The organism is Candidatus Nitrososphaera gargensis Ga9.2, from assembly GCF_000303155.1.
Lineage (GTDB): Archaea > Thermoproteota > Nitrososphaeria > Nitrososphaerales > Nitrososphaeraceae > Nitrososphaera > Nitrososphaera gargensis.
Map to the genome: position 1 here is coordinate 2761284 of NC_018719.1, position 20398 is coordinate 2781681.

Annotated in this window: 29 protein-coding genes; 12 read left to right on the forward strand and 17 right to left on the reverse strand. The window is 52.9% G+C overall.

Annotated elements, in window-relative coordinates; translation table 11 throughout:
- Window positions 1-57: 57 nt before the first annotated feature.
- Window positions 58-312, forward strand: coding sequence for a hypothetical protein (locus NGAR_RS16480; protein ID WP_015020958.1), 255 nt, complete (start codon window positions 58-60; stop codon window positions 310-312).
- 25 nt (window positions 313-337) lie between these two features.
- Here the strand turns inward: NGAR_RS16480 and NGAR_RS18105 are convergent, their stop codons facing one another.
- Complete coding sequence (locus NGAR_RS18105) at window positions 338-523, reverse strand: hypothetical protein (RefSeq protein WP_187147584.1); 186 nt, start codon at window positions 521-523, stop codon at window positions 338-340.
- Window positions 524-1076: 553 nt separating this feature from the next.
- On the opposite strand from NGAR_RS18105, the gene polX reads away from it, so the two are divergent.
- Both polX and NGAR_RS16490 read left to right on the forward strand, forming a co-directional pair.
- Entirely contained in the window at window positions 1077-2810 is a 1734-nt protein-coding gene (gene polX, locus NGAR_RS16485) for a DNA polymerase/3'-5' exonuclease PolX (protein WP_187147585.1), read from the forward strand.
- 33 nt (window positions 2811-2843) lie between these two features.
- Window positions 2844-3395 carry a hypothetical protein gene (locus NGAR_RS16490; protein ID WP_015020960.1) on the forward strand — a complete coding sequence of 184 codons (552 nt, stop codon included), beginning with the start codon at window positions 2844-2846 and terminating at the stop codon, window positions 3393-3395.
- On the opposite strand, the gene NGAR_RS16495 is transcribed toward NGAR_RS16490, so the two are convergent.
- Window positions 3387-4544, reverse strand: a complete 1158-nt coding sequence (locus tag NGAR_RS16495; protein ID WP_187147586.1) for an NAD(P)/FAD-dependent oxidoreductase — start codon at window positions 4542-4544, stop codon at window positions 3387-3389. The two genes, NGAR_RS16490 and NGAR_RS16495, sit on opposite strands and share 9 nt — an antisense overlap.
- 57 nt (window positions 4545-4601) lie before the next feature.
- Between NGAR_RS16495 and NGAR_RS18110 the strand changes: the two genes are divergently transcribed.
- Window positions 4602-4766, forward strand: a complete 165-nt coding sequence (locus NGAR_RS18110; protein ID WP_015020962.1) for a hypothetical protein — start codon at window positions 4602-4604, stop codon at window positions 4764-4766.
- A gap of 60 nt (window positions 4767-4826) precedes the next feature.
- Here the strand turns inward: NGAR_RS18110 and NGAR_RS16500 are convergent, their stop codons facing one another.
- Window positions 4827-5576, reverse strand: a complete 750-nt coding sequence (locus NGAR_RS16500) for an SDR family oxidoreductase (protein WP_015020963.1) — start codon at window positions 5574-5576, stop codon at window positions 4827-4829.
- Window positions 5577-5676: 100 nt separating this feature from the next.
- On the opposite strand from NGAR_RS16500, the gene NGAR_RS16505 reads away from it, so the two are divergent.
- Window positions 5677-5856: a hypothetical protein gene (locus tag NGAR_RS16505; protein ID WP_015020964.1), complete on the forward strand. Its 180-nt coding sequence runs from the start codon at window positions 5677-5679 to the stop codon at window positions 5854-5856.
- Window positions 5857-5858: 2 nt separating this feature from the next.
- Here NGAR_RS16505 and NGAR_RS16510 read toward each other — a convergent pair whose 3' ends face one another.
- Together NGAR_RS16510 and NGAR_RS16515 are read right to left on the reverse strand one after the other, a co-directional pair.
- The gene (locus tag NGAR_RS16510; RefSeq protein WP_015020965.1) at window positions 5859-6143 is read right to left on the reverse strand and encodes a hypothetical protein; all 285 of its coding nucleotides are present in this window, start codon (window positions 6141-6143) and stop codon (window positions 5859-5861) included.
- A gap of 40 nt (window positions 6144-6183) precedes the next feature.
- On the reverse strand, window positions 6184-6795 hold the full coding sequence (locus NGAR_RS16515; protein WP_015020966.1) for a DNA replication complex subunit Gins51: 612 nt from the start codon (window positions 6793-6795) through the stop codon (window positions 6184-6186).
- Between the two features lie 123 nt (window positions 6796-6918).
- On the opposite strand from NGAR_RS16515, the gene glnA reads away from it, so the two are divergent.
- Window positions 6919-8322 carry a type I glutamate--ammonia ligase gene (gene glnA / locus NGAR_RS16520; RefSeq protein ID WP_407637212.1) on the forward strand — a complete coding sequence of 468 codons (1404 nt, stop codon included), beginning with the start codon at window positions 6919-6921 and terminating at the stop codon, window positions 8320-8322.
- Here glnA and NGAR_RS16525 read toward each other — a convergent pair.
- On the reverse strand, window positions 8303-9085 hold the full coding sequence (locus NGAR_RS16525; protein ID WP_015020968.1) for a hypothetical protein: 783 nt from the start codon (window positions 9083-9085) through the stop codon (window positions 8303-8305). The genes glnA and NGAR_RS16525 overlap by 20 nt on opposite strands.
- 209 nt (window positions 9086-9294) lie before the next feature.
- Here NGAR_RS16525 and NGAR_RS16530 point away from each other — a divergent pair, with 209 nt between their 5' ends.
- Window positions 9295-10350: a hypothetical protein gene (locus NGAR_RS16530; protein ID WP_148681656.1), complete on the forward strand. Its 1056-nt coding sequence runs from the start codon at window positions 9295-9297 to the stop codon at window positions 10348-10350.
- A 3-nt stretch (window positions 10351-10353) separates the two neighbouring features.
- Here NGAR_RS16530 and NGAR_RS16535 read toward each other — a convergent pair whose 3' ends face one another.
- The 3 genes from NGAR_RS16535 to NGAR_RS16545 all read right to left on the reverse strand — a co-directional run bounded on the left by NGAR_RS16535 (window position 10354) and on the right by NGAR_RS16545 (window position 11946).
- Entirely contained in the window at window positions 10354-10605 is a 252-nt protein-coding gene (locus NGAR_RS16535) for a hypothetical protein (protein ID WP_015020970.1), read from the reverse strand.
- 3 nt (window positions 10606-10608) lie between these two features.
- Entirely contained in the window at window positions 10609-10887 is a 279-nt protein-coding gene (locus tag NGAR_RS16540; RefSeq protein ID WP_015020971.1) for a peptidylprolyl isomerase, read from the reverse strand.
- Between the two features lie 87 nt (window positions 10888-10974).
- Entirely contained in the window at window positions 10975-11946 is a 972-nt protein-coding gene (locus tag NGAR_RS16545) for a hypothetical protein (RefSeq protein ID WP_015020972.1), read from the reverse strand.
- A 160-nt stretch (window positions 11947-12106) separates the two neighbouring features.
- Here NGAR_RS16545 and NGAR_RS16550 point away from each other — a divergent pair, with 160 nt between their 5' ends.
- Complete coding sequence (locus tag NGAR_RS16550) at window positions 12107-12415, forward strand: hypothetical protein (RefSeq protein WP_015020973.1); 309 nt, start codon at window positions 12107-12109, stop codon at window positions 12413-12415.
- Between the two features lie 46 nt (window positions 12416-12461).
- On the opposite strand, the gene NGAR_RS16555 is transcribed toward NGAR_RS16550, so the two are convergent.
- On the reverse strand, window positions 12462-13106 hold the full coding sequence (locus NGAR_RS16555) for a mechanosensitive ion channel domain-containing protein (protein WP_015020974.1): 645 nt from the start codon (window positions 13104-13106) through the stop codon (window positions 12462-12464).
- A gap of 89 nt (window positions 13107-13195) precedes the next feature.
- Here NGAR_RS16555 and NGAR_RS19030 point away from each other — a divergent pair, with 89 nt between their 5' ends.
- Window positions 13196-13324, forward strand: a complete 129-nt coding sequence (locus NGAR_RS19030) for a hypothetical protein (RefSeq protein ID WP_266190347.1) — start codon at window positions 13196-13198, stop codon at window positions 13322-13324.
- An 18-nt stretch (window positions 13325-13342) separates the two neighbouring features.
- Here the strand turns inward: NGAR_RS19030 and NGAR_RS16560 are convergent, their stop codons facing one another.
- The 4 genes from NGAR_RS16560 to NGAR_RS16575 form a co-directional block, all read right to left on the reverse strand.
- The gene (locus NGAR_RS16560; protein WP_015020975.1) at window positions 13343-13882 is read right to left on the reverse strand and encodes an HD domain-containing protein; all 540 of its coding nucleotides are present in this window, start codon (window positions 13880-13882) and stop codon (window positions 13343-13345) included.
- Window positions 13883-13945: 63 nt separating this feature from the next.
- Entirely contained in the window at window positions 13946-15889 is a 1944-nt protein-coding gene (locus NGAR_RS16565) for a spherulation-specific family 4 protein (protein ID WP_148681657.1), read from the reverse strand.
- A 134-nt stretch (window positions 15890-16023) separates the two neighbouring features.
- Window positions 16024-16368 (reverse strand): hypothetical protein, encoded by a 345-nt coding sequence (locus tag NGAR_RS16570; RefSeq protein WP_148681658.1) that lies wholly within the window; start codon window positions 16366-16368, stop codon window positions 16024-16026.
- A gap of 190 nt (window positions 16369-16558) precedes the next feature.
- A complete protein-coding gene (locus NGAR_RS16575; protein WP_148681659.1) occupies window positions 16559-16873 on the reverse strand; it encodes a hypothetical protein in 315 nt (104 codons plus the stop codon).
- Between the two features lie 99 nt (window positions 16874-16972).
- Between NGAR_RS16575 and NGAR_RS18115 the strand changes: the two genes are divergently transcribed.
- The 3 genes from NGAR_RS18115 to cobM are packed head-to-tail and all read left to right on the forward strand — an operon-like array spanning window position 16973 to window position 19102.
- Window positions 16973-17554, forward strand: a complete 582-nt coding sequence (locus NGAR_RS18115) for a ferredoxin (RefSeq protein ID WP_187147588.1) — start codon at window positions 16973-16975, stop codon at window positions 17552-17554.
- Between the two features lie 35 nt (window positions 17555-17589).
- Window positions 17590-18315, forward strand: a complete 726-nt coding sequence (cobI, locus tag NGAR_RS16585) for a precorrin-2 C(20)-methyltransferase (protein WP_148681660.1) — start codon at window positions 17590-17592, stop codon at window positions 18313-18315.
- Window positions 18302-19102, forward strand: coding sequence for a precorrin-4 C(11)-methyltransferase (gene cobM / locus NGAR_RS16590; RefSeq protein WP_015020980.1), 801 nt, complete (start codon window positions 18302-18304; stop codon window positions 19100-19102). The genes cobI and cobM overlap by 14 nt, the downstream gene beginning before the upstream one ends.
- Window positions 19103-19112: 10 nt before the next feature.
- Here the strand turns inward: cobM and NGAR_RS16595 are convergent, their stop codons facing one another.
- From NGAR_RS16595 to NGAR_RS16605, 3 genes are all read right to left on the reverse strand, one after another.
- Window positions 19113-19313, reverse strand: a complete 201-nt coding sequence (locus NGAR_RS16595; protein WP_148681661.1) for a hypothetical protein — start codon at window positions 19311-19313, stop codon at window positions 19113-19115.
- 24 nt (window positions 19314-19337) lie between these two features.
- A complete protein-coding gene (locus tag NGAR_RS16600; RefSeq protein ID WP_015020981.1) occupies window positions 19338-19991 on the reverse strand; it encodes a Snf7 family protein in 654 nt (217 codons plus the stop codon).
- Between the two features lie 90 nt (window positions 19992-20081).
- Entirely contained in the window at window positions 20082-20384 is a 303-nt protein-coding gene (locus NGAR_RS16605) for a hypothetical protein (protein WP_015020982.1), read from the reverse strand.
- Window positions 20385-20398: the final 14 nt, after the last annotated feature.

The following is a 20398-nucleotide window of genomic DNA, read 5'->3' on the forward strand; positions in this document are numbered from 1 at the left end:
TGTAATTAAATTTACACCAACTTTGAAAGCAAAGGTCCTGCATCCGACGTTATATAAATGTACAAGACAGACATTGCAAAGGCACTTGAGAGGTCGCTTGGCATGCTGGGCGAGCCGTCAAAAAAGGCGCTACTGTTCCACCTCACGCACACCTACAAAATCCCAGTCGACAAGAAGGATTGTTGCCCGCTTGAGGAGATCAAGGGCGCACTGAGGCAGATCCTAGGGGAAGGGGCCTCGCTCGTGGTGGCCTCGATAAACAAGGAGCTGGCAAAGCAAAGTGAGAGAGGAGCCGGCACCACCACTGTTTGAGCGCCGGCCTTCAAAGAAATAATTATTATTGTTGTTCTACTAGCGTTTTGCGTCTTAGCAGCATTTCATCCTTTGCCAGTCGGAACCCTACCAGCGCTGCTGCAAGCGCCACGGCAGCCAGTGCTGCTATTGTGTAGTAATCTATCATCATTATTATCATCAGCGGACCCCTGCCTCGGCTAGAGCCAGCCGGCGCTTGCCTATCCTCCATGCAGCTTCCATTACAACCAGAGTCGGCGCGAATCCAAGCACGATCCATCCGAGCGATTCGAGCATTTCCATACAGCCATGTTAACGATGGGATGAAAGATTAATCCTGCTCAGAGGCGCGGTGTAATCATCGCAACCTGCCAACATTATCAGCGGCGCTTTAGAGTAATCAAACATGCTTATGATAGCGCACGAACGCGTTTTACCAAAGGTAAAATCGCATGCTGTCTTGCTGACAATTACACATACAAGGCACAACATGGGAACGGGCAAGCAATAAAAACGGCATTTCCACCCGTTTCCATGTTGTTGTTTTTTAATGTTTTCAAAAATTGGGCTTTGTGTAAAAAGTAATAACTCATAAAAACAAAGTCATGCAATCAAACAGCTATCCAAGCATGGATTGTTGACTTTTTAAACAAAGCCCAAAAATTGGAAACGGCTCAGCGCTAGAAAAGCGGTCATCATCACCGTTTCCGCAGTTAACAGCATTCTTGTTGGGGCAGCCGGGCAGATAAATGTTAAGAAGCAGGCTGGCCGGTCTATACTATTGCTTGACGAAGAAAAATTCTGACGTTGCCAAGGTGATGCGGGACCTTGGCTTTCTTACCGAGGTGGGCGAGGACGACCCAAACGCGCAATTCAGGGCGCGAGCCTACTACAGGGCGGCAGACACGATAGCGAGCTTGCCGGAGGACGTTGCCGTCATGTACAGCAGGAACGGCATCAAGGGGCTTTTAGAAATCCCTTCAATCGGCAAGGCGATCGCGGCAAAGATAGAGGAGTACATCAAGACAGGCAAGGTGCACACGCTTGAGAAGATGAAGGCAGAGATCCCAATCAACATCGACGAGCTGTACGGCCTAGAGGGCGTCGGCCCAAAGACGATCAGGGCGCTGTACGACAAGCTGCAGGTAAAGAACCTTGCAGATCTGGAGAAGGCCGCCAGAGAAGGCAGGCTGCGGACGGTGCCGGGCTTTACTGAGAGAAAAGAGCAGGACGTGCTGAAAAAGATCGAGTTTTTCAGGACAGGAAGGGGTCGGCACATAATAGGCGAGGTCTACCCGCTCATAAAGCAGATCGAAAAGAGCCTGTTGCAGGTCGCAGGCGTGAAAAACGCTGTTGCCGCCGGCTCGGTGCGCCGGATGAAAGAGACCATAGGCGACATCGACTATCTGGTTGCTGCCAGCGATCCGGAGCCCGTGATGGATTTTTTCACAAAAATGCCTGAGGTTCAGGAGGTGTTCGGCAGGGGACCGGCCAAGGCGTTTGTCAGGCTGACAAGCGGGATAGACGCCGACCTGTTGGTAGTGCCGGAGGAGAGCTGGGGCTCAGCGCTCCAGTATTTCACCGGGAGCAAGGAGCACTCGGTCGAGCTGCGCAAGATAGCGCTTTCAAAGGGCCTGCGGCTGAACGAGTGGGGCGTTTTCAAGGGAGAAAAGAGGGTTGCAGGTGCGGCCGAGGAGGAAGTCTATCAGGCGCTTGGCCTGCAGTGGATGCCGCCAGAGATGCGGGAGAACGCCGGCGAGATAGAGCTTGCCCGGCAGAACAGGATCCCAAAGCTAGTGGAATATGGAAGCCTGAAGGGCGACCTGCAAGTCCACAGCGAAAACAGCGACGGCACGGCCACGATAGAAGAGATGGCGCGCGGAGCCAAGGCGTTTGGGCTCGACTACATAGCGATCACCGACCATACAAAGAGCCTTGCGCTTGCCGGCGGCCTTGACGGGCAGGAGCTTTTGGAGCAGGCACAAAAGATAGCAGAGCTCAACGACAGGCTGGAAGGAGGATTCCGAGTCCTTGCGTCTGCAGAGGTCAACATCATGAAGGACGGCTCGCTTGACATAGCAGACAATGTGCTTGATAAGCTCGACATCGTAGGTGCGGCCATCCACTCACACTTTAACCTGCCAGTCGAAGCGCAGACAGAGCGGCTGACAAGGGCTGCAAAGAACCCAAACGTAGACATACTGTTCCACCCGACTGGCAGGCTCATCAACAAGCGGCTCGGCTACCCCGTCGACATTGAGCAGGTAATCGAGGTCGCAAAGGACACCGGCACCGTCCTTGAAATCGATGCCCACTATGACAGGCTGGACCTGAAGGACGAGTATGCTAGGATGGCAGTGAAAAAAGGCGTGAAACTGGTTGTCGACTCTGACGCCCACCACCCGATCCACTATGCGTTCCTCATGTTTGGCGTCGCGCAGGCAAGGCGTGGCTGGGCGACGCCCGCAGACGTACTCAACACGCTCCCGGCAGACAGGCTGCTAAAAGTACTCAAGTAATCAATATATCTGGAATGTCGATACTTTTACGCCGTGCGTGCGACCGTTGAAAAGGACGACCTGAAGGCGAGAAAGATATTCCTTGGCATCTTTTACTTTTGCGCCTTTATGATGGCCATCATAACGTTCTATGCCATCTATGTCAGCCTCAATGAATACATGCAGACGGGCAGGGTCGTGATAGGCGAGGTGCTGGTGGAAACCGAGTTTCCGTTCCCCGGCCTTGCTAAGCTTGTGACGTACCTGATGATAGTTTCTGTAGTCGGCTGGTACTGCGTGGTCAGGCTTGGCGGGGATAAGGTAAAGAGTATCCCCAAGTGGCTCAAGTCAATACTGCAGCTGATAGTGCTTGCAATCGCGGTCGTGTCGCTCTATGAATTCGTCTACAACTTTATCGTGTGGAACTCGCTCATGACGGCAGATGTGATGAGAGGCATAATAAATTTCGATGACATCAATGTAGAATATCCCAGTCCCAATACGCCGTGGAACTTGGTGTTTGCGACCAAGATGTCGCTTGCCGCGTTCCTGATCTCGGCCCATGGCTTTTACACCATGAGCAAGCCGGAGAGAAAGCTAGAGTAGCCACTCTTTTACCCTAATTCTTTCAAAGTCCTGCTTTTTCTGGAAATTCTGCTCGGACGGCGCTTCAAGTCTGACCGCCGGGCCGGCTGGGTTGAAAAAGTCGGCCTCTAGGTAGCCAGCGCGCCCGTTGCCCATTTCCATGAAGCAGTAGCCCTGCCCGGCAAACGCCGCGACCGCTGGCCTGCCGCTGATCTCGTCGATGATCTGCCTAGCGGCGACCTTTGCCTGCTCCTCGGCAAATATGCCAGCCTTGGGCAGGGCCATAGCGCCCACCTTTATCTCGGTGACATCGCCTACCGCAAAGACGTTCTTGAATCTGGTCTTCATGGTGTTCCTGTCGATTGCCACCCAGTTGCTGTTGCCCTCTGCTGCTATCAGGCCGGCGCTCCTGACCACCTCTGGGACCCTGTGGGGCGGGATGCCCACAAGCACGTCATAGTCTGCCTTGCTCCCGTTCTCAAACTCAAGCGTGTCGTCTGTGACCGACTTTAATTTGTGAGAAGAGTGGAAGCTTATGCCGCGCTGCGAAATTATCTCAACTACGTTTGCGCTTACCTGAGGGCCGGCAACAGGCATCGCTATCGGGGCTGGCGCGTAGATGTCGATCTCTATGTTGTTTCTGGTGCCCTGCCTTGACAACATGCTGTCAATTATCAGCGACGCTTCATAGGGCGCCGGCGGGCACTTGTAGGGCATCCCCATTATCGCAATCGCCACTTTGCCGCGCTCAAGCTGGAGCAGCCTGTCCCGCAACTTTGGGACTTGCTGCGCGTCATAGAGGTTGTATCCTCTCCCGACAAAGCCGGCTATCCTGTCAGGAGCGAGCTCGGCTCCAAGCGCTACTATCAGGTAGTCGTATTCGATCCAGCCATGATCCCTTGCCTGCACCCTGCTCTGTGCAATCTCAATCTTTGTTACTTCATCATTGAGGTACTCTATCCGCTTTGCGTTCAGCCCGTCAAGCGGAGTCAGGGACTCTTGTAGGTTGCGGCTCCCTTCCAGCACCCACAATTTCACAAGCCCCATCATGAATGACTTTTTCCTGTCTACTATAATGACACGATGATCCAAGCTCAAGTTTTTCCTGAGCTCTGTTGCCGCCGCCAGGCCGCCAAAGCCGGCCCCAAGGATCAAAATTCGCTTGCCCATCAGTGAAAAGATCGGAATACTATGTAAAAACTTTTTAGTCATGATTGCGATTCACAAATGATGCCAGAGAAAAAGGACTATGCATTGTATGATGATGCAACCATTGAGAGGATGAAGCATTATTTCCGGCAGGAAGATCACGACGCGCTGCTAAGGTACATCAAGACCCACGGCATGCGAAGACACTTCGATGTTTTTGAAGAGATAAGTTCTTCTTCATAACCATCATCCTAGCCTGTCTGTCGCATTATCCGCTTTTGCTGCGCAATGAAGGAAAGAAGCCTAGCGTTCCTGCGTCGTCGGCCTTATCAGTATCTCGTTCACGCTCACATGATCTGGAGCTTGAACGGCGAACAGGATCGCGTTTGCAATATCCTCGGACTGCAGCTGCTGCGCCTCCTGCTGCTTAGTTGTCTGGACGTACTTTTCAAGCGACTTGTCGGTTATGGTGTTTAAAAGCTCTGTCGCAACTACACCCGGCTCGATGCAGGTGACTCGTATGTTTGCCCTTTGGCTGACTTCTTGCCGCAGCCCTTCGCTGAAGGCCACTACCGCGTGCTTTGTCGCGCAGTAGACGCTTCCGGCAGGGAATACCGTCCTACCGGCCACGGAAGAAATGTTGATGATGTGCCCTGATTTTTTGTTGATCATGTGCGTGATGACAGCTGCGGTGCAGTAGAGCACTCCCTTGATGTTGACATCAATCATCCGGTCCCACTCATCAACCTTGAGGTTCTTGAAAAAGCTCAGTGGCATGAGGCCGGCGTTGTTGATCAGAATGTCCACGGTTCCCCACTTCTTGATGACGGCATCGACAAAGGCATCGCACTCTTGCTTTTTAGTGACATCCAGCCTTTGGATGAAAACCTCGCCGCCGTTCTTTGCGATCTCGCTTTGCAGGGATTCTAGCCTGTCGGTGCGCCTTGCGCCTGCCGCTACCTTGGCGCCGGCCTTGGACAAAGCAAGCGCGGTGGCGTAGCCTATGCCGCTGCTCGCCCCTGTTATTATCGCAACTTTGCCCTTTATTGTCATATTATTATTCTATTATCATCCAGTTATGCTCGTCGTAATATGCTTTTGCAATGGGCGTCAACCTTAAGTACGATGTGTACATCCTTAGAGTTGTGCGCTCATGAGCCTCGATGACAATGACGAGCTGGCCTACCTGTGGACCAAGGTGAAATTTGTCCAGAGATACATGAGCAAGAACAACTGCACTTTTGAAGTTGCCGAGCGCGAATTCCACACATGGATCGAGGGCCTGATGGATAGCAGGATCGAGCGCGCAAACAAGATGCTCAATTCGCGGTAGAGCTAGGTGCTCTGTTCTTCCTGCCGCTGTATCTTTTGCTTCCTTGCCATGAACAGCAGTAGCATGCCAAACATGCCAAGTACTATTGCAAGCCCCTGAGCGCCGCCGTTAGGCACCACGAAAATATAGGCGACTGCGAACGTGATGCACGTTATCGCCTGTATGAAGTACGACATCCCCGGGTGCATATGGGTCTTTTTTGCAATATAGCCGATGACAAAGAACGCGGCTGCAGGATAGATGGTGAGCAGGATGTACTGGTCGATGTCAATGCCTAGGTGAGGCATCAGCTAAGAGAGCGCAAAATAGGTATTTATTTGCTTATTATTATTCGACATGCACTTCGACCGCCGCGCCGCCCTCGATTATCGAGCGCGCGTTTTCAAAAGGCAGCGACGCGACATCTTCCTGCTGGAAGGGGCCGTACTTGTTCATGTCTACGCCTACAAATGCCTCGGTCGGCCTGAGGAACCTGACCACTATTTGCTTTGAGCGCATCCTTGCAGAGATCGACTCGAGCACCTTTGGCCGCCCCTTGATGGTGGCGGCGACAACTTCATCAATCCTGCTTTCGGACTCGCGCCTGCCGTCAAGGACGTACTTTTCCTCGTCTGTCAACTTGGAGTAGTCAAGCGGCTCGCCACCGGAGCGGATCTTGGCCTGCCTTGCTTCTATCAGCAGCTGCGCCGAGCTTGCAAGGAGCTCGGCCATGCGATCCCTTACCTTTGCCTCGACACCTTCGTAGCCCTGCCCCCTCAGGTTGCCAAGTGCCGCGGCTATCTTTTGGAAAGTGTCGGGCTCTATCGCCTGAAGCAACGGTGTTTCGATCTCTTTTTTCAAGAGCTTGTAGACATCCTTGAGCGCAAGGTGGCCGCCGCTGTTGCTGTCGTCCCCGGCATCCATTTCGCCGCGATTTTGCGCCTCAGCGGTTGATGACATTTCTAGATCACTTGACAAGCCTTAAATTATAGCGTTTTAGTGCCTACTGATGGGATATTCCAGTTGCCTTATAAACTAGTTGACGGCAGGATCGAACCGTTAACATTTACAGCAGATCAGGTAATGAGCCGGCTCAAGGAAGACAAGATCAAGTTCCTTGACTTGCAGTTCACTGGGCTCTTTGGCCGGTTCCACCATACCACGATGGATTCCAAGATGTTCAGGGCGGAGGATTTCACCGACGGCCTGCCCAAGCTTGACGGGTCGTCTATCCGTGGCTTTACCGAGATCCACGAATCGGATCTCATCATAAGGCCGGACCCTTCCACATTTGCCACCGTGCCTTGGATCGGGACGCCGACAGCCAGGCTGATATGCGACATCCTGAGTGGCGGTAGCAAGCGCGAAATATTCCCCCGCGACCCCCGCGGCATTGCAAAGAGGGCCGAACAGTACTGCATAGATCAGGGATTTGACACGTCCTACTGGGGTCCGGAAGTAGAGTTTTTCGTGTTTGACAAGCTCGAAGTCAACACCATGACCCCATATCAGGGTCAGAGCTACCACATACAATCGAGGGAGGCGCCTTGGTCAACGGATAGCGTGGGCTATGCCCTGAGGCTAAAGGAAGGCTACCTGCCAAGCGCGCCCGGCGACACCCTGATGGAGTACAGAAACGAGTGCGTTGACGTCCTCACCAACAACTTTGGCATAGTGTGCGATGCGCACCACCATGAGGTTGCGACCGCCGGTCAGTGCGAAATAGATATTCGCTTTGACACTCTGGTCAACGCGGCCGACGCTGTGCAGAGCTACAAGTACATCGTCAAGAACATCGCCAAAAAACATAACATGATAGCGACGATGATGCCCAAGCCAATTGCGCTTGATAACGGCTCCGGGATGCACGTCAATGTCAGCCTCTGGAACAAGGGCAAGAACCTGTTCTACGACTTTGCAGACGAGTATGCCGAAATGTCGCAGACTGCGCGCTATTTTGGCGGCGGCATCATAGAGCACGCGCAGGCACTTGCCGCGATTGTTGCGCCCACGACCAACTCGTACAGGAGGCTCGTGCCCGGCTACGAGGCGCCGGTATACGTTGCATGGAGCACCGGCAACAGATCCGCGATAATCAGGATCCCAGCGCACTACAAGGGACCCAAGTTTGCCAATCTAAAACGCATAGAGTTCAGGGCGCCGGACCCGTCGTGCAACCCGTACTTGGCGTTCTCGGCCATACTTGCGGCCGGCATCGACGGCATCAAGAAAAAGAGGGACATTGGCGACCCTGTCAACGAGGACATTTTCAAGATGAGCCCCAAGAGGAGGCGCGAGTTTGGAATAACTCAGTTGCCCGCAAGCCTCAGGGAAGCGTACGAGGAACTAGAGAGCGACAACGCTTTCTTGAAGCCGGTATTTGACAGCGAAACGATAGACAGGATAATAGAGCACGAAGAAAAGGAGCACGTCGAGCTGGCAGTCAGGCCGCACCCACACGAGTTCTCTATGTACGCGGACGTCTAGCTACACTCCTCTTGCGCAGGATGAATCTTATCGCCTTGACATAGACGCTCTCGCCCTTGCCCTTTGTAATATAGGAAGCAACTACCGCAAATAGTATCCCAAGCCCGGTGGCAGTTGACGTGAGCCATGTGATATAGTTGTTGTCAAGGGCCAGCCTGCCGCTCCAGAACTCTAGCGCGATGCGGATCAGGACCGTGATCAGCCCCTGCCCGGTTCCGACAAATACAAGGAACTTGCCAATGTTTACCCGGTTTGCCGCAAACAGCCCGGCGCCCATGAGCACAGTCAGGCCGCCAAGCTGGCTCAGGAGCGCCAGAAACCCTATCGGGATCACGGCATAGGTCCAGAAATCTCTGGCGGTGTTTATCACCAGCTGGTCGCGTATCAGGTTGTAGATCTCGATGTTTGCCCGGTAGCCGGACAATAGGAACAGGATGCCAGAGACAAATGCGATGCCTGCTGCGAGCCTGTTCCTTGTCGTGCTGTAGCGCAGCGTCTGGAGGCGGTCGTAGACGATTCTCTGCTGGACGGCCGACTTGGGCACCTGCCCATAGATTGCTAGGCGCTTCATCTTTGAATGTGAGTACTTGTGCCTCGCTTCGTACGCTGTTATCCTCAGCCTGATCCCCTTTTTGTCCACGGACTCGGCAAGCGACTTGGGTATCAGGTAGCTTGAAAGCCCTATCAATCCCTTCTTCACGACCATGTATTCTGGCAGAGTTTTCCGAAGGAATCCTACCTTTTTCCGGTCTGACGAGTACACCGACCTGTTGATGAGCGCTGCCCAGTCTGAAAATGGATCGTGCGGTGTCGTACACTAGATATATGCTGACAGGGCTATTATGGGTTCTCTCCATACTACTCCCTGAAAGTGAGCCCCAAAAGTGAACCCTGCAAATGAACAAGTGCATGAGAAGGGGCGAAAAAACATGCAAAAACAAGTGATAAGACAAGCCAATGTATACAATACGTGTGAAAAGCAATAATATTCCAGCCGCCGTCATTTCGTCTGCCGTGGCCGCGCTCTTGATAGTCGGCCTTGCCAACCAGGCATATGCTGCACAGATCAACGCGTCGTTGATACCGGAATTTGACAGGGCAGCAGGCAGCTTTATTGGAGTAAAGTTTGTGCAAATGAGATACGAGCCGGGGAGCGCGGTGGCAGATCTGTTCAATGGCAGGACAGAGAGGATCGAGTTTTCCATACCGGGGACAAACTCAAGCGGAATTGACAGGCTGATAGCGGCGGCCAACCAAGCGCTGCTTAGGGTTCAGAGCCCAGTCCAGATAGTAAGTGCCAACCTCACATACTCTGGCGCAATCAGGGGCGAGGCTGACAGGCTCATGCTTACATACAGCGTCGAGTTCATCCCAACATTCTCCGGGTTCAAGCTCGATAGGAACGCCACTGACAACATACCCATAGACATCAACTGGAGGGGTTTTGTGATCGATGGGCCGGTGCTGGTCGATTCCCCGGAGCACGGCACGGTGAACGTCAACCAGCCGATCGGGCTCTTGTCACTGGCGTTCCCTGAGTTTGCAGAAGGGCTCGCCGGCTCTTCTGAAGAAGCGCGGCAGATCATGGAAGAGCCGATACTTGACTTTAGCGAAGTGGGAGCGATGTCCATGGAAAGGTGGCACTGGCTCTTTGATCCGACTTGGAGCCAAGCAAGCACCGGAGGCATACTGAGCGGCGAGGGCATAGGCAGGGCCAAGGTTATGTCGGTATACTCGCTTGGCGAATGCAGCATCAGGGAAGGGTGCCCGCCGCCGAAAGAGAGTGACACAACAGTGAGCATTGACGGCACGCCGGTGCAGGTGCACATCTCCACCCCGCAACCAAACTCACAGATAGAGATCGCAGGGTTCACTAGTATCGAGAAGGCAGGAGGTCAGGAAATAATCAGAGTTGAGATGGACAACCCCAGCCTGTCGCTGCCACCCTTTACGATGCAGGTGCTCATGGTGCTTGCCGGCATGATGGGGGCGATAGCCTTCTTTGTGCTCTTCAAGTCCAGAAAGTAAAGCCTAGTACTTCCACTCGGCCGAGATGCCGTTCCACCACGCCCGGTACGGCCGGGCGTCCTGCCCGATCTCTTCTTTTACCCTATGTTCTATTGAAAAGAACATATTTTCAAGGGCATCGGTCCCGCCGTCGGCGTAAAGCTCGCGCCCTATCTCCTGCACCCGCCCCTTTTTGTCAGCAAAGTCCGGGGCCTGCGGGCTCTGGATGCAGTAGGTGAGCAAATCGTACAGCTCTTCTTCCAGATAAGCGTCCAATTTTCAGTCAATCCTCTTGATGATGTGGTAGCCAAATTCTGTCTTGACCGGCTCTGACAGCTGACCCTTTTCCAGCTTGAAGGCAGCATCCTCAAAGGGCTTGACCATCATGCCGCGGCCAAAGTATCCTAGGTCGCCCCCGCGCTTGCCACTGCCCCTATCGATTGATAGCTCCTGCGCTAGCTTGGAGAAGCTTTCGCCTTTCTTCAACCTGTCAAGTATTGCAATGGCCTCGCTCTGCTTCTGCACTAGAATGTGAGAGCATTTGATCTTGTTTGCCATTTTCTAGAGTATTGAAGAAAAGACAGAGGAATTAACTTTTCCTTTGCACAAAAAATGAAAAAGGAGATGGTGGCAATAACCTAGTTGTTATTGCGCTGTATAGTTGCTGTTGTTGCTGCTGGCACTCTCTGAAGAGGTTGTTGCGTTATCTGAAGAAGGAGCGGGCATTGTTGCTGCTGCCCCGTCGTCTCCACTTTCAGCCTCTATTTCTCCGCCTTCGGCCGCCGCTGTCAGCGTCTCGCCGTCAAACTCGAAGATGCCGGTCCTTTGCGTTCCGGTCTCTACGAATTTGAGCTCGGCGCTGCTAGCAGTGTTGTTGCCGGCTGCTGTTGACGCCGTCCCGCCGCTGTTAGGCACTGGGATCTTTATTTCGATGCTTCCGTCCTTGGCGACTTCGTCTATTCCAACCAGCGCGCCTTCATAGAATATCAGGACTGCTTGCCTTGGTACGAAGTCCTGGCCCTCTATCACTAGAATCTGGTCGTCAGATTCCGGCGCGCTTGCGGTCGATGTTCCATTGGATGCAGTGGCGGCATCTGCTCCGTCGTCCTTGGCCTTACTGGCTGTTGAAGTCGAGCCGCCTTTACCCATCGATACGCAGTCAATCGATGATGAGGTCGTTGATGTTTCTTCTTTATCTGCTGCAGATGATGATGCCGCTGTTGTTGTCGTCGATGTCTCGTTGGCAATCTCTGCCTCGGTCATCACCTTTACAGAGACTGTTGGCGTGGTGAGTGATTCCTTGTCAAACCCTGCCGTCTGCGTCTTACCTGAGACCTCGGTGGTGCCTACATCGCAGAGTACCAGACTATCGAATAACGACGAAACTTCAGCTATCGTCGTAGTGCTACTGCTATCATCGGTGATGCCGTCTGATCTTGCCTTACTCTCCATGTCTTCAAACTTTTCTCCAGCTTTGATCGCCTCTTCTTCAAACGTGGTCAGCTCGCTGTCATCAGTCCCCTCCGCGTATATCGAGACGCCTACAAAGGCAGTCGATACAACAACGAGAGCTGATAAGATCGACAGCAACGCGAATTTTTTTCGTTCCTTGAACAATCCGACTCAAACAAAGAGCCATTAAAAGAGATTTAACGAGTTGTTCAGTATTTTGAAGAAAATCTCTTCTAATACAAGTTAGGTAACACGATCCGGTAGCCGGACTACACAAAATTCTGTTTCGAAATCATGATATAATCGCCAGTGGTTAGCTAGTGGAATGTCATCTGGCGACGCTTCCTCGTCACCGGCGCCTGCGGCCGCGATACCTTTTCCGACTCTCACGATACTGTACCTGCCGTCTGAGGCCAAGGCGGTGATCGACGAAGTGGGCCAGAAATACCCAAACAGCACCGTCGAAGATTGCGTCGGGTTTTTCCACGGGAGCCAAAAGCATTACAAAAAAGTCACGATCTGGAGTCAGGGCATAGACAGCCTTTGGCTCAACGCAGTAGTGGCAAGGACAAAAGAGCTGGCAGGGGTCGAGTTTGTGACGCTTGTCTCTGGCGGCATGATGTATGTGCTGTAATAATGAACACTTCAAGTAGCTCCATATTTATCCGCGCAATGACACGTCAGGCAGCTACGTCCTTTTGGGTAGTTTCGCTCTGTTCCGTTCGCTTTTTCAGTATCACGGTACTGGTCACCATTGAGGTATTGGAGGCGAGCATTTCGTCGCCGTTCTCCAGCGTCAGCCGGGTATAGAGCATGCCTATATCGTGCACCACTCCCACCTCTCCAAACACCTTAATCCTGTCGTCAATCCTAAACGGCCTAGCAATTGCCAGGTACATCCCGGCAATGACGTTGCCGATAATGTTGGCAGAGGAAAACCCGATAACAAGACCGGATATCGTGCTTATCGACGCTGCGATTACCGGGTCTTGGCTCAGATAGGAAATGATAAAGGCTATGATAATGATTGCGCCGGTGATCCTCACAAGGCTCTTTATTGACTTGGCAGTCTGCGCGGAATGGGCCAGTGTAAGGTTGTAAGAAATGCTGCTTAAGATTTGTATAACAAAAAAGCCTGCCATAGCCACTTCTGCCGCGTGGAAATAAAGCACATACTGATCTGGAAAGATTGGCCGGAGCAGAAATGTCGTGGCGGCAAGCACAACTCCAAGAGCGGCTGCAAGGACTATAATTTGCCAAAGAGCCTTCCTTTTCTCTGTTCTTCTCGCCGCAGGGCCTTCATGACGTAAACTTGATGTCGTCATCACCACACCAATGACCCTAATGCAAGATAAACATGAAAGAAAAATGTAACCTCAAATAGCGGCCATGGCTACATAATAGCATAGAGCATATGGAGGAAAAGGAGGAGAAGATAAAGCACTGTCCGATATGTGGGTGCAGCGAGCACAGGATGATCGGCTGTGGCAAGCACTGGGCCAAGCACAAGGTCGATCCTGACGGCAAATGCGTGCACCGCTAGCTAGTAATAGTAGTATAGCTATTTCAGCTCATAGAGCGCGACTGAAAGCTTGAACGCAAGTCTGTCGTCAGTAGCAGTCGCGATTGGCACGACGTACTTTTCCGTTTCGTCCTTGAACCTTATCATCTTGTCTCTAAATGCGTGATTCTTCATCGATCGGGCGCTGTCCAGCCGCTCGGCGAGCCTGATGTATTTCACATCCTTGGGCGCCTTGGACATGGCAGCAAACTGATCATCGGCGCTGGCCTGCGTAGCGGCAGCGCGCACGATAGAGTAGACCCGCTCGCCGTGCTCTTTGAGTTCTTCGTCCACTATGCTGCCATGGGCGTCGTGCAAAAGGGCAGCACATGCAAGGTCGGCATCGCGCATCTGGAGCTCCTCGACCAGAATGAGGGCCACCCTCAGCGGGTGGTTGATGTACGGCTCGGTCTTGTTCAAAAGCTCGCCCTTGTGGATCTTGGTTGCAAGGCCAAATGCCCTTGTAAGCTTGACAACATCATCAGTATTGGTAAAGAATTTTAGCAGCCTGGCAAAGCCGGCCTTTGGAAAATCGCTCATATATACACTCTTGTTGGGATTGATCCCATATATAATTTGGATTCGAATAAAAAGAAAGGACGTTTACTGCCTGTAGTAGGCAGTAAGCACTATGTTGCTGTTGTTGCCGTCAGGCGTTATGATCCGTGATCTGCTGGTGCTTCCGTTGTCCCAGTGGTCGAACCTGTAGTTCTGCCATTCGCCCATTGTTATCGTGTACTGCGAGCCTATGTTGGCAGTGTAGGACAACGGGGTAAAGCCGGTGGCCGAGCCTGCGCCACTTATGACAGTCCAGAGCCCTGTTATGGGCGAGCCGTCAAGCCCCACCGACTTTATGGTGATAGTCATCTTTGACGATCTGGTATTGTAGTAGGCGGTGAGGGTCGTGTCGGCATTCACCGTCACCTGCCTTGTGCTGCTCTTGCTGCCGCTCTCCCAGTGGTCAAAGACATAGTTCTTGTAGTTGGCCACAGAGACTTCGTATGTCGAACCGACCTGCGCGCTATACGTCAGCGGGGTGTAGCCGGTCTTGACGGTCGCGCCGTTCTTCTTTATCACCGTCCAGAGGCCCGTCACCGTCTTGCCGCTGAGGTCTACCGACGTTACTGTCAAGGTCGCTTCTTCCTGCAGCGGCACCTCCGTCGTCTTGGACTTGTAGTGCGCCGTGAGAGTCGCTGACTGCTGCAACGTGACTGTCTTTTGCCTTGTGGTGCTTCCGTCGTTCCAGTGATCAAACACATAGTCGCCATAGTCCGCAACAGCCACCTGGTACGTCTGGCCGCTGTTGAGCGTGAACGAGGCCGGTGAGAATGCTGTCTTAATTGTCGCGCCATTCTGCGACAACGTCGTATAGTAGCCGTTTATCGCCTCGCCGGCAGAGTCGACCGTGTTCACTGTGAGCGTAACAGTCGACGGTTGCTGCGGCGGCGAGGGGGCCTCGCCGTTGTTGTAGTGGGCCGTTATCTCGGTGTTGGCGGACAGGTTCACCGATATCGTGCTTGACTGGGTGGTGCCGTCAGACCAGTGATCGAATATGATCTGCTTGTAGTTGGCAGCAGACACGGTGTACGTCCCCTGTTCCAGCGTCAGGCTGAGCGGCGTAAAGCCCGTCCTGATGGTCGAGCCGCCCGCCTTCTTGACCTCCATCCACATGCCGTTGATGGCCTTGCCATCCTGGTCAACTGACCTGACGGTGAGCGTGTATTTTGGCACTGAAGGATTTGGCCCTGGCTCCTCTGGCGTCGAGCCGTTGTCAAGGAGTGCAGTCATTTCGTCATAGTATGGCGGCAGCGAGTCCCACGGGTTTGGCAGGACATCGTTTGTGACATATATCCAGCCTACCAGCTTGGCGGCGTTATTGATCCAGTTGGTTGGGAGCGAGCCCACGCCAAACGGGATCATGCCAAGCTTGCCGTTATCATATGACGACCATGACTGGTAGTTGTTCAGGTTTGGCAGTCCGGGGCTCTCGTAAATGAGCACCACGTCCACTGTATCAAGGTATGACGGGATCGAGTTTGCGCCGGGGTTGCCTACGGTAAAGTCAAGCCCCTTTGACTCTGCATAGTCGCCAGCCTGCGTGTAGTACCATTCTTTGCCGGCCCAGTTCGTCTGCTCGTCAAAGAATATGCCGTCGATGTCGTACCAGCTGGCCCACTTGTCGATGTCGCTCTTGACCGCGCTGAGGGCTCTGTTGGTGTAGGCAGTGGAAACATAGCCAATCACGATGACGCCGGCATCCTTCAGCTTGCCTATGCCGGACACGTAGTTAGAGTCCCTCGATCCTCCAGGGCCGCTGGCCGGGTTGACAATGGCCACAACCGGCACGTCTGGGTGATCGTTCTTTGTTTCTATGACTCTATTCCATGTCCCTCCCGGGTATGTGTAGAGAGGGACCATGATTCCGGTTGCTGTTGCCGCGTCTGCAGCCTGCATGTTGTTGCCGCTGTTGATTCCGGCCGCAGCTGGAACCATCAGCAGCAGGGCAAGCGCTCCTGCGACGAATCTTATAGAACTTTGTTTCATCATTTCCCTGCTCGAAATTAGCAGGAAAATATTAAACAATAGTGTGAGTCAAAAATGTAAAGAGTCTCCATATTGTGATAGTCGCCTCTGTGCGGTCTCCCTAATGCAACAGAGGCGTTTTTCCAGTTTCTTTTTTCTTACATTGATGTGCCGTTGTTGTCATCGGTCGAGGTGAACCCGCTGTCGCCAGTTCCCATTGATTCAGTCGACGATGATGATCCCTTCACCGGCTCTTCAGGCGTTTCCGGCGCGGATGGCGTTATTTCTTCCGGCGCAATTTCAGTGAATGCTGCTGAAGGAGCAGACGCCGTCTCTGTGCGGGTGACCCGTGGCTTTGGCGCTGCTTTTCGCTTGGCTACTGCCTTTTTCTTGGCACCCTTGCGCTTTGCCGCGACTTTCTTTGCGCTCCCCTTCTTATTTCCCTTTGAGAGCTTGGCTTGCTTTCCCTTCTTTCCCTTGCTTTTGGCTTTGGCTTTTGCCATACGGTTAGCATTGATAAGCACTTGTTCTTAAGCTTGTTCTTTTTGGGTCGGATCAATCCGGAATCGCATATTGATATCGCTAGCGATATTTGAGCTGTTAAGAAGTACTGAAACCCTACTAGGCGAACATCTTTTTTGCCTTCTGGATTATTTTCACGCCGGACTTGCCGTCTTTAGCGCCTTTACTAGCTTAATGAATTTGATCGGCATGAACACCGGGATCAGTGATGATGTCAGGCCAGTGTTGCCTGACAAGCGCCCTCCAGTCGCTGCCCAGCTTTACATATTTGACGTAAATGTCTGCCATCAAAAGGCCGAGGATGACCCAAGGCAGGACTTCAAAGTAAGGCTCGGCTTCGTGTGGAATTGGAATGATAGGTTCGGACAATCCAAAATATGCGACCTCAAATGCCAGCACCCCGATGAAAAAGACGACGAGCAGGCCAAGTACAGCTAGATCCAGAATTTTTGAAATCGTATACATTATTGATTGTGGGGCTGGCAAAGGCACGAAACGGGATCTTTGACAACCGATTTGCAGTTAAATACGTTCGTTATTTTGGAATAAGACATAATAGTTGATTGAACCATCATCTGTCCAATCTTGGCTGATAGCAAGGGCTACTATGCAGTTCTCGGCGTTTCGGAAAAAGCCAGCTACAAGGAGATCAGGCATGCCTATCGGCGGCTTGCTCGCAAGTATCATCCTGACAGGAACAACTCTGCCTTTGCTGAAGAGATGATCAAAAAGATAAACGCCGCGTTTGAAGTGCTGTCTGATGAAACAAAAAGGGCGCAGTACGATAGGAGCGAGTTTGACAGTGCGCCAGAGCCTGAGCCTACGTACGAGCCAGAGCCGGTGCAGCAGCCAAACAGCCCGGAGCCTTGGAAAATGGCGAACGAAAACGTGGTCGCGGACTTTTTCAATGGGCCGTATTTCCTTGACACGCCAAAGGGAAGGTTCCACATTATTGTCGAGCCGTCTCTCTGCATGGCGTTTGGCAGCTGCGAGACCCTTGCACCAAAGGTCTTTGTAGTTGAAAAGAACAAGAGGGTCAACCCCAAGGCGGTAGTGGAGTGCGAGACCTGCGCCGACTATGAAAGGATACACGCCGCAGCTGCCACGTGCCCCACCAAGGCGATCAAGATAATCGACCGTTACACGGGCGAACAACTGTACCCGTAGTAGACTTAAATTGCCGTGAGAGGGTGCAGCAACCCATGAAGCTTTTCTGTGTTGGATGCGGACCCGGCGACCCCGAGCTTCTTACGGTGCGGGCCGTCAACCTGATAAAAAGCGCGGAGGTGGTATTCGCGCCCACTGCAAGGGAGGGCAAGTCAAGCATCGCGCTTTCAGTTGTTGAAAAATATGTTAGCAAGACGGCCAAGACCGCTAGCCTTGTCTTTCCAATGGTCAAGGACAAAGAGTCGCTCAAGGACTATTGGAAGAGGAACGCCGACGACATTGCGGCAGCAGTCAGGTCCGGCAAAAAAGTGGTCTACCTTACGGTGGGCGACCCGGCGCTGTACAGCACGTGGATCTATGTCCACCGCGAGCTGAAAAGGAACCACAAAGACATTGAAGTTGAAATAGTGCCGGGGATCGCGTCGATGTTTGCCATCGCTGCAAAGGCAGGCATCAGCCTAGCAGAAGGCGAGGAGACGGTGGCCATAGTGCCGGCGTGCTACGACATGGACAGGGTCAGGCGCACCGCGGCCGCGTGCGACACGGTCATTTTTCTCAAGGACGGGCGGTACTTTGACAGCGTGATCGAAATGCTGGGCGAGTCCGGCTTTCCCGATAATGCAAACATTGCGATAGCGCAGGACGTTTCAGATGAGGGCGAAATACTTGACGTGAAAAAATTGTCAGAGCTTCGCGGCAAGAAAGGCCCAACTGAAAAGTACTTTTCAATAATGGTGGCAAAGAAAAATGCCAGAGAGTAGTAACACCGTATATTTCGTGGGCTCTGGACCGGGCGACCCCGAGCTTATCACGCTCAAGGCCAAAAAGCTGGTAGAGCAGGCAGACGTTATCATTTACTCCGGCTCGCTCTTTAACCCAAAGAACTTGGAGTATGCAAGAAAGGATGCCAAGCTATACGACGCGGCAGTCATTGACAGGGAAAAGATCTACCAGATCCTCCGGGATTCTGCAAAGGAGGGCAAGCTTGCGATAAGGTTCCACGATGGCGACCCGGCGCTCTTTAGCACCATTCGCGAACAGATAGACAAGCTCGAAGCTGACGGCATAAAGTGCAAGGTAGTACCCGGCGTCACTGCGATACTTGGGGCCGCGGCCGACCTCAACCTCGAGCTGACGCTGCCGGGCATCACCCAGACCCTGATAGTGACGAGGGCAGAGCTTCGAACACCTGTACCAGCTCGCGAATCAATAGCCGAGCTTGCAAAGCACGGCGCCACGATGGTGTTCTACCTGAGCGTGCACCTGATAGGCGACGTTGTCAAGGAGCTGCTAAAGGGTGGCGTCTACACTGAAAATACGCCGGCCGCCGTTGTATACAGGGCGACTTGGGAGGACGAAAAAATAATCAAGGGGACGTTAGGCGACATTGCGAAAAAAACAAGGGAAGCAAAAATAATCAAGACTGCGCTGATAATCGTAGGCGACGTGATCGCTCCTGCAAAATACGAATATTCCAAGGTGTATGATGCAGGATTCACGCACGGATACAGAAAAGCAGTAGTAAAAGAAGAAGAAAAGAAAGGATAGGGTAGGGTTTTTACGGTCTTCTCGCCCATAGGCTTACTACTGTAGTGCTGATCGCTGCCCCTGCTGCACCGCTGATGGTTGCAAAGGCCAGAGCCTGATCTATCACTATCGAAGGCACCCAGTTTGCGATCAGAGGCGCGGCCAGGAACGATAGGAACCCTATTGCAAATCCTATCGCCCCAAATATTGCAAGTACAGGCCCTCTTGCCATGTCTTCTCCTCCTCCTTCTCTCTCTTACTGTTGATGACTTTCGGTATCGGAGATCCTGAAGCTTCCAGCCGGGATGGATGGGAACTTGTCGTTCACCTTCTGCTCTGCGACTGCCGACGCTTCCATCATGATCTGGTCGATATCTGCTCCACCGGCGCTGGTGTTGAGCTCGATTCCAACGCTGCTTCCCTGCAGAGACTCCATCATTATTCCATTCAGCAGAGTCTGCATGTTGTTTATCTCGCTGTCTGCGCCTGGAACGAACCTTCCAAGGCTCGGCTTGAGGCTCTTTATCGAGGATATCGCCGGGCCGAGCGCGACCATAGCGTCTCCCATTTCGTGTATCGTTGACAGCCTCATTGATACCTGCTCTAGCGCCATTCTGGCCTGTCCCAGAGTTCTTGCGATCTTGCGCACTTCTGCAAGCTCGTTTGAGAGCACCTTGGCGCTGTCTGTGTCGTGCCTCTGCATGGCATCGACCACCCTTCGGAACAGCGAGGCGTCCCTCTCGTTCAGCTTTGTAATCATTGTGTCTAACTTTGATGTCTGCAACTGCAGCTTGTTAACGGCAGTCTCGATCCTTGGCTTGAGCGGGCCCTGCGGCCTCAGCGACTCTTTGAGTTTCTCGCTGGCGCTTGCCCTACTCTGGTTGCTCCAGTTCTTATCGAAACCAGTCATGCGAATGCCTACTAGGATTTGCTATTAATTGCGGGTGTGTAATCCGGTAAACCATAAGCTTAGCTAATTACTCCCCGGAGGTTGAGAATGTTACAACGGCACCCGGAAGAGCTCCTTCTGGCTAACAGAGCCCCACGCACCCATGCCTCGCCCGCCGCCACCACTGCCACTTCCACCGGTGCCGGTGATCTGGCTCACCACGATCTCTTTAGCTGCCATTGGCGGCCACAGCATCGCTACGTACTCGCCTGCCTCGCCTGCCTTGTCAAGCGACGCCGGCTGCATGTTCTCCCGCTTGAACCTGCCTGCAAGCTTGTCCTTCACCGGCTCTAGTAGCTGGCGCTGGCCGTGAACTATAAGATGAACCTTTTTCGTGCTGTCTATTTCGGACATTGTGTATGTATGCG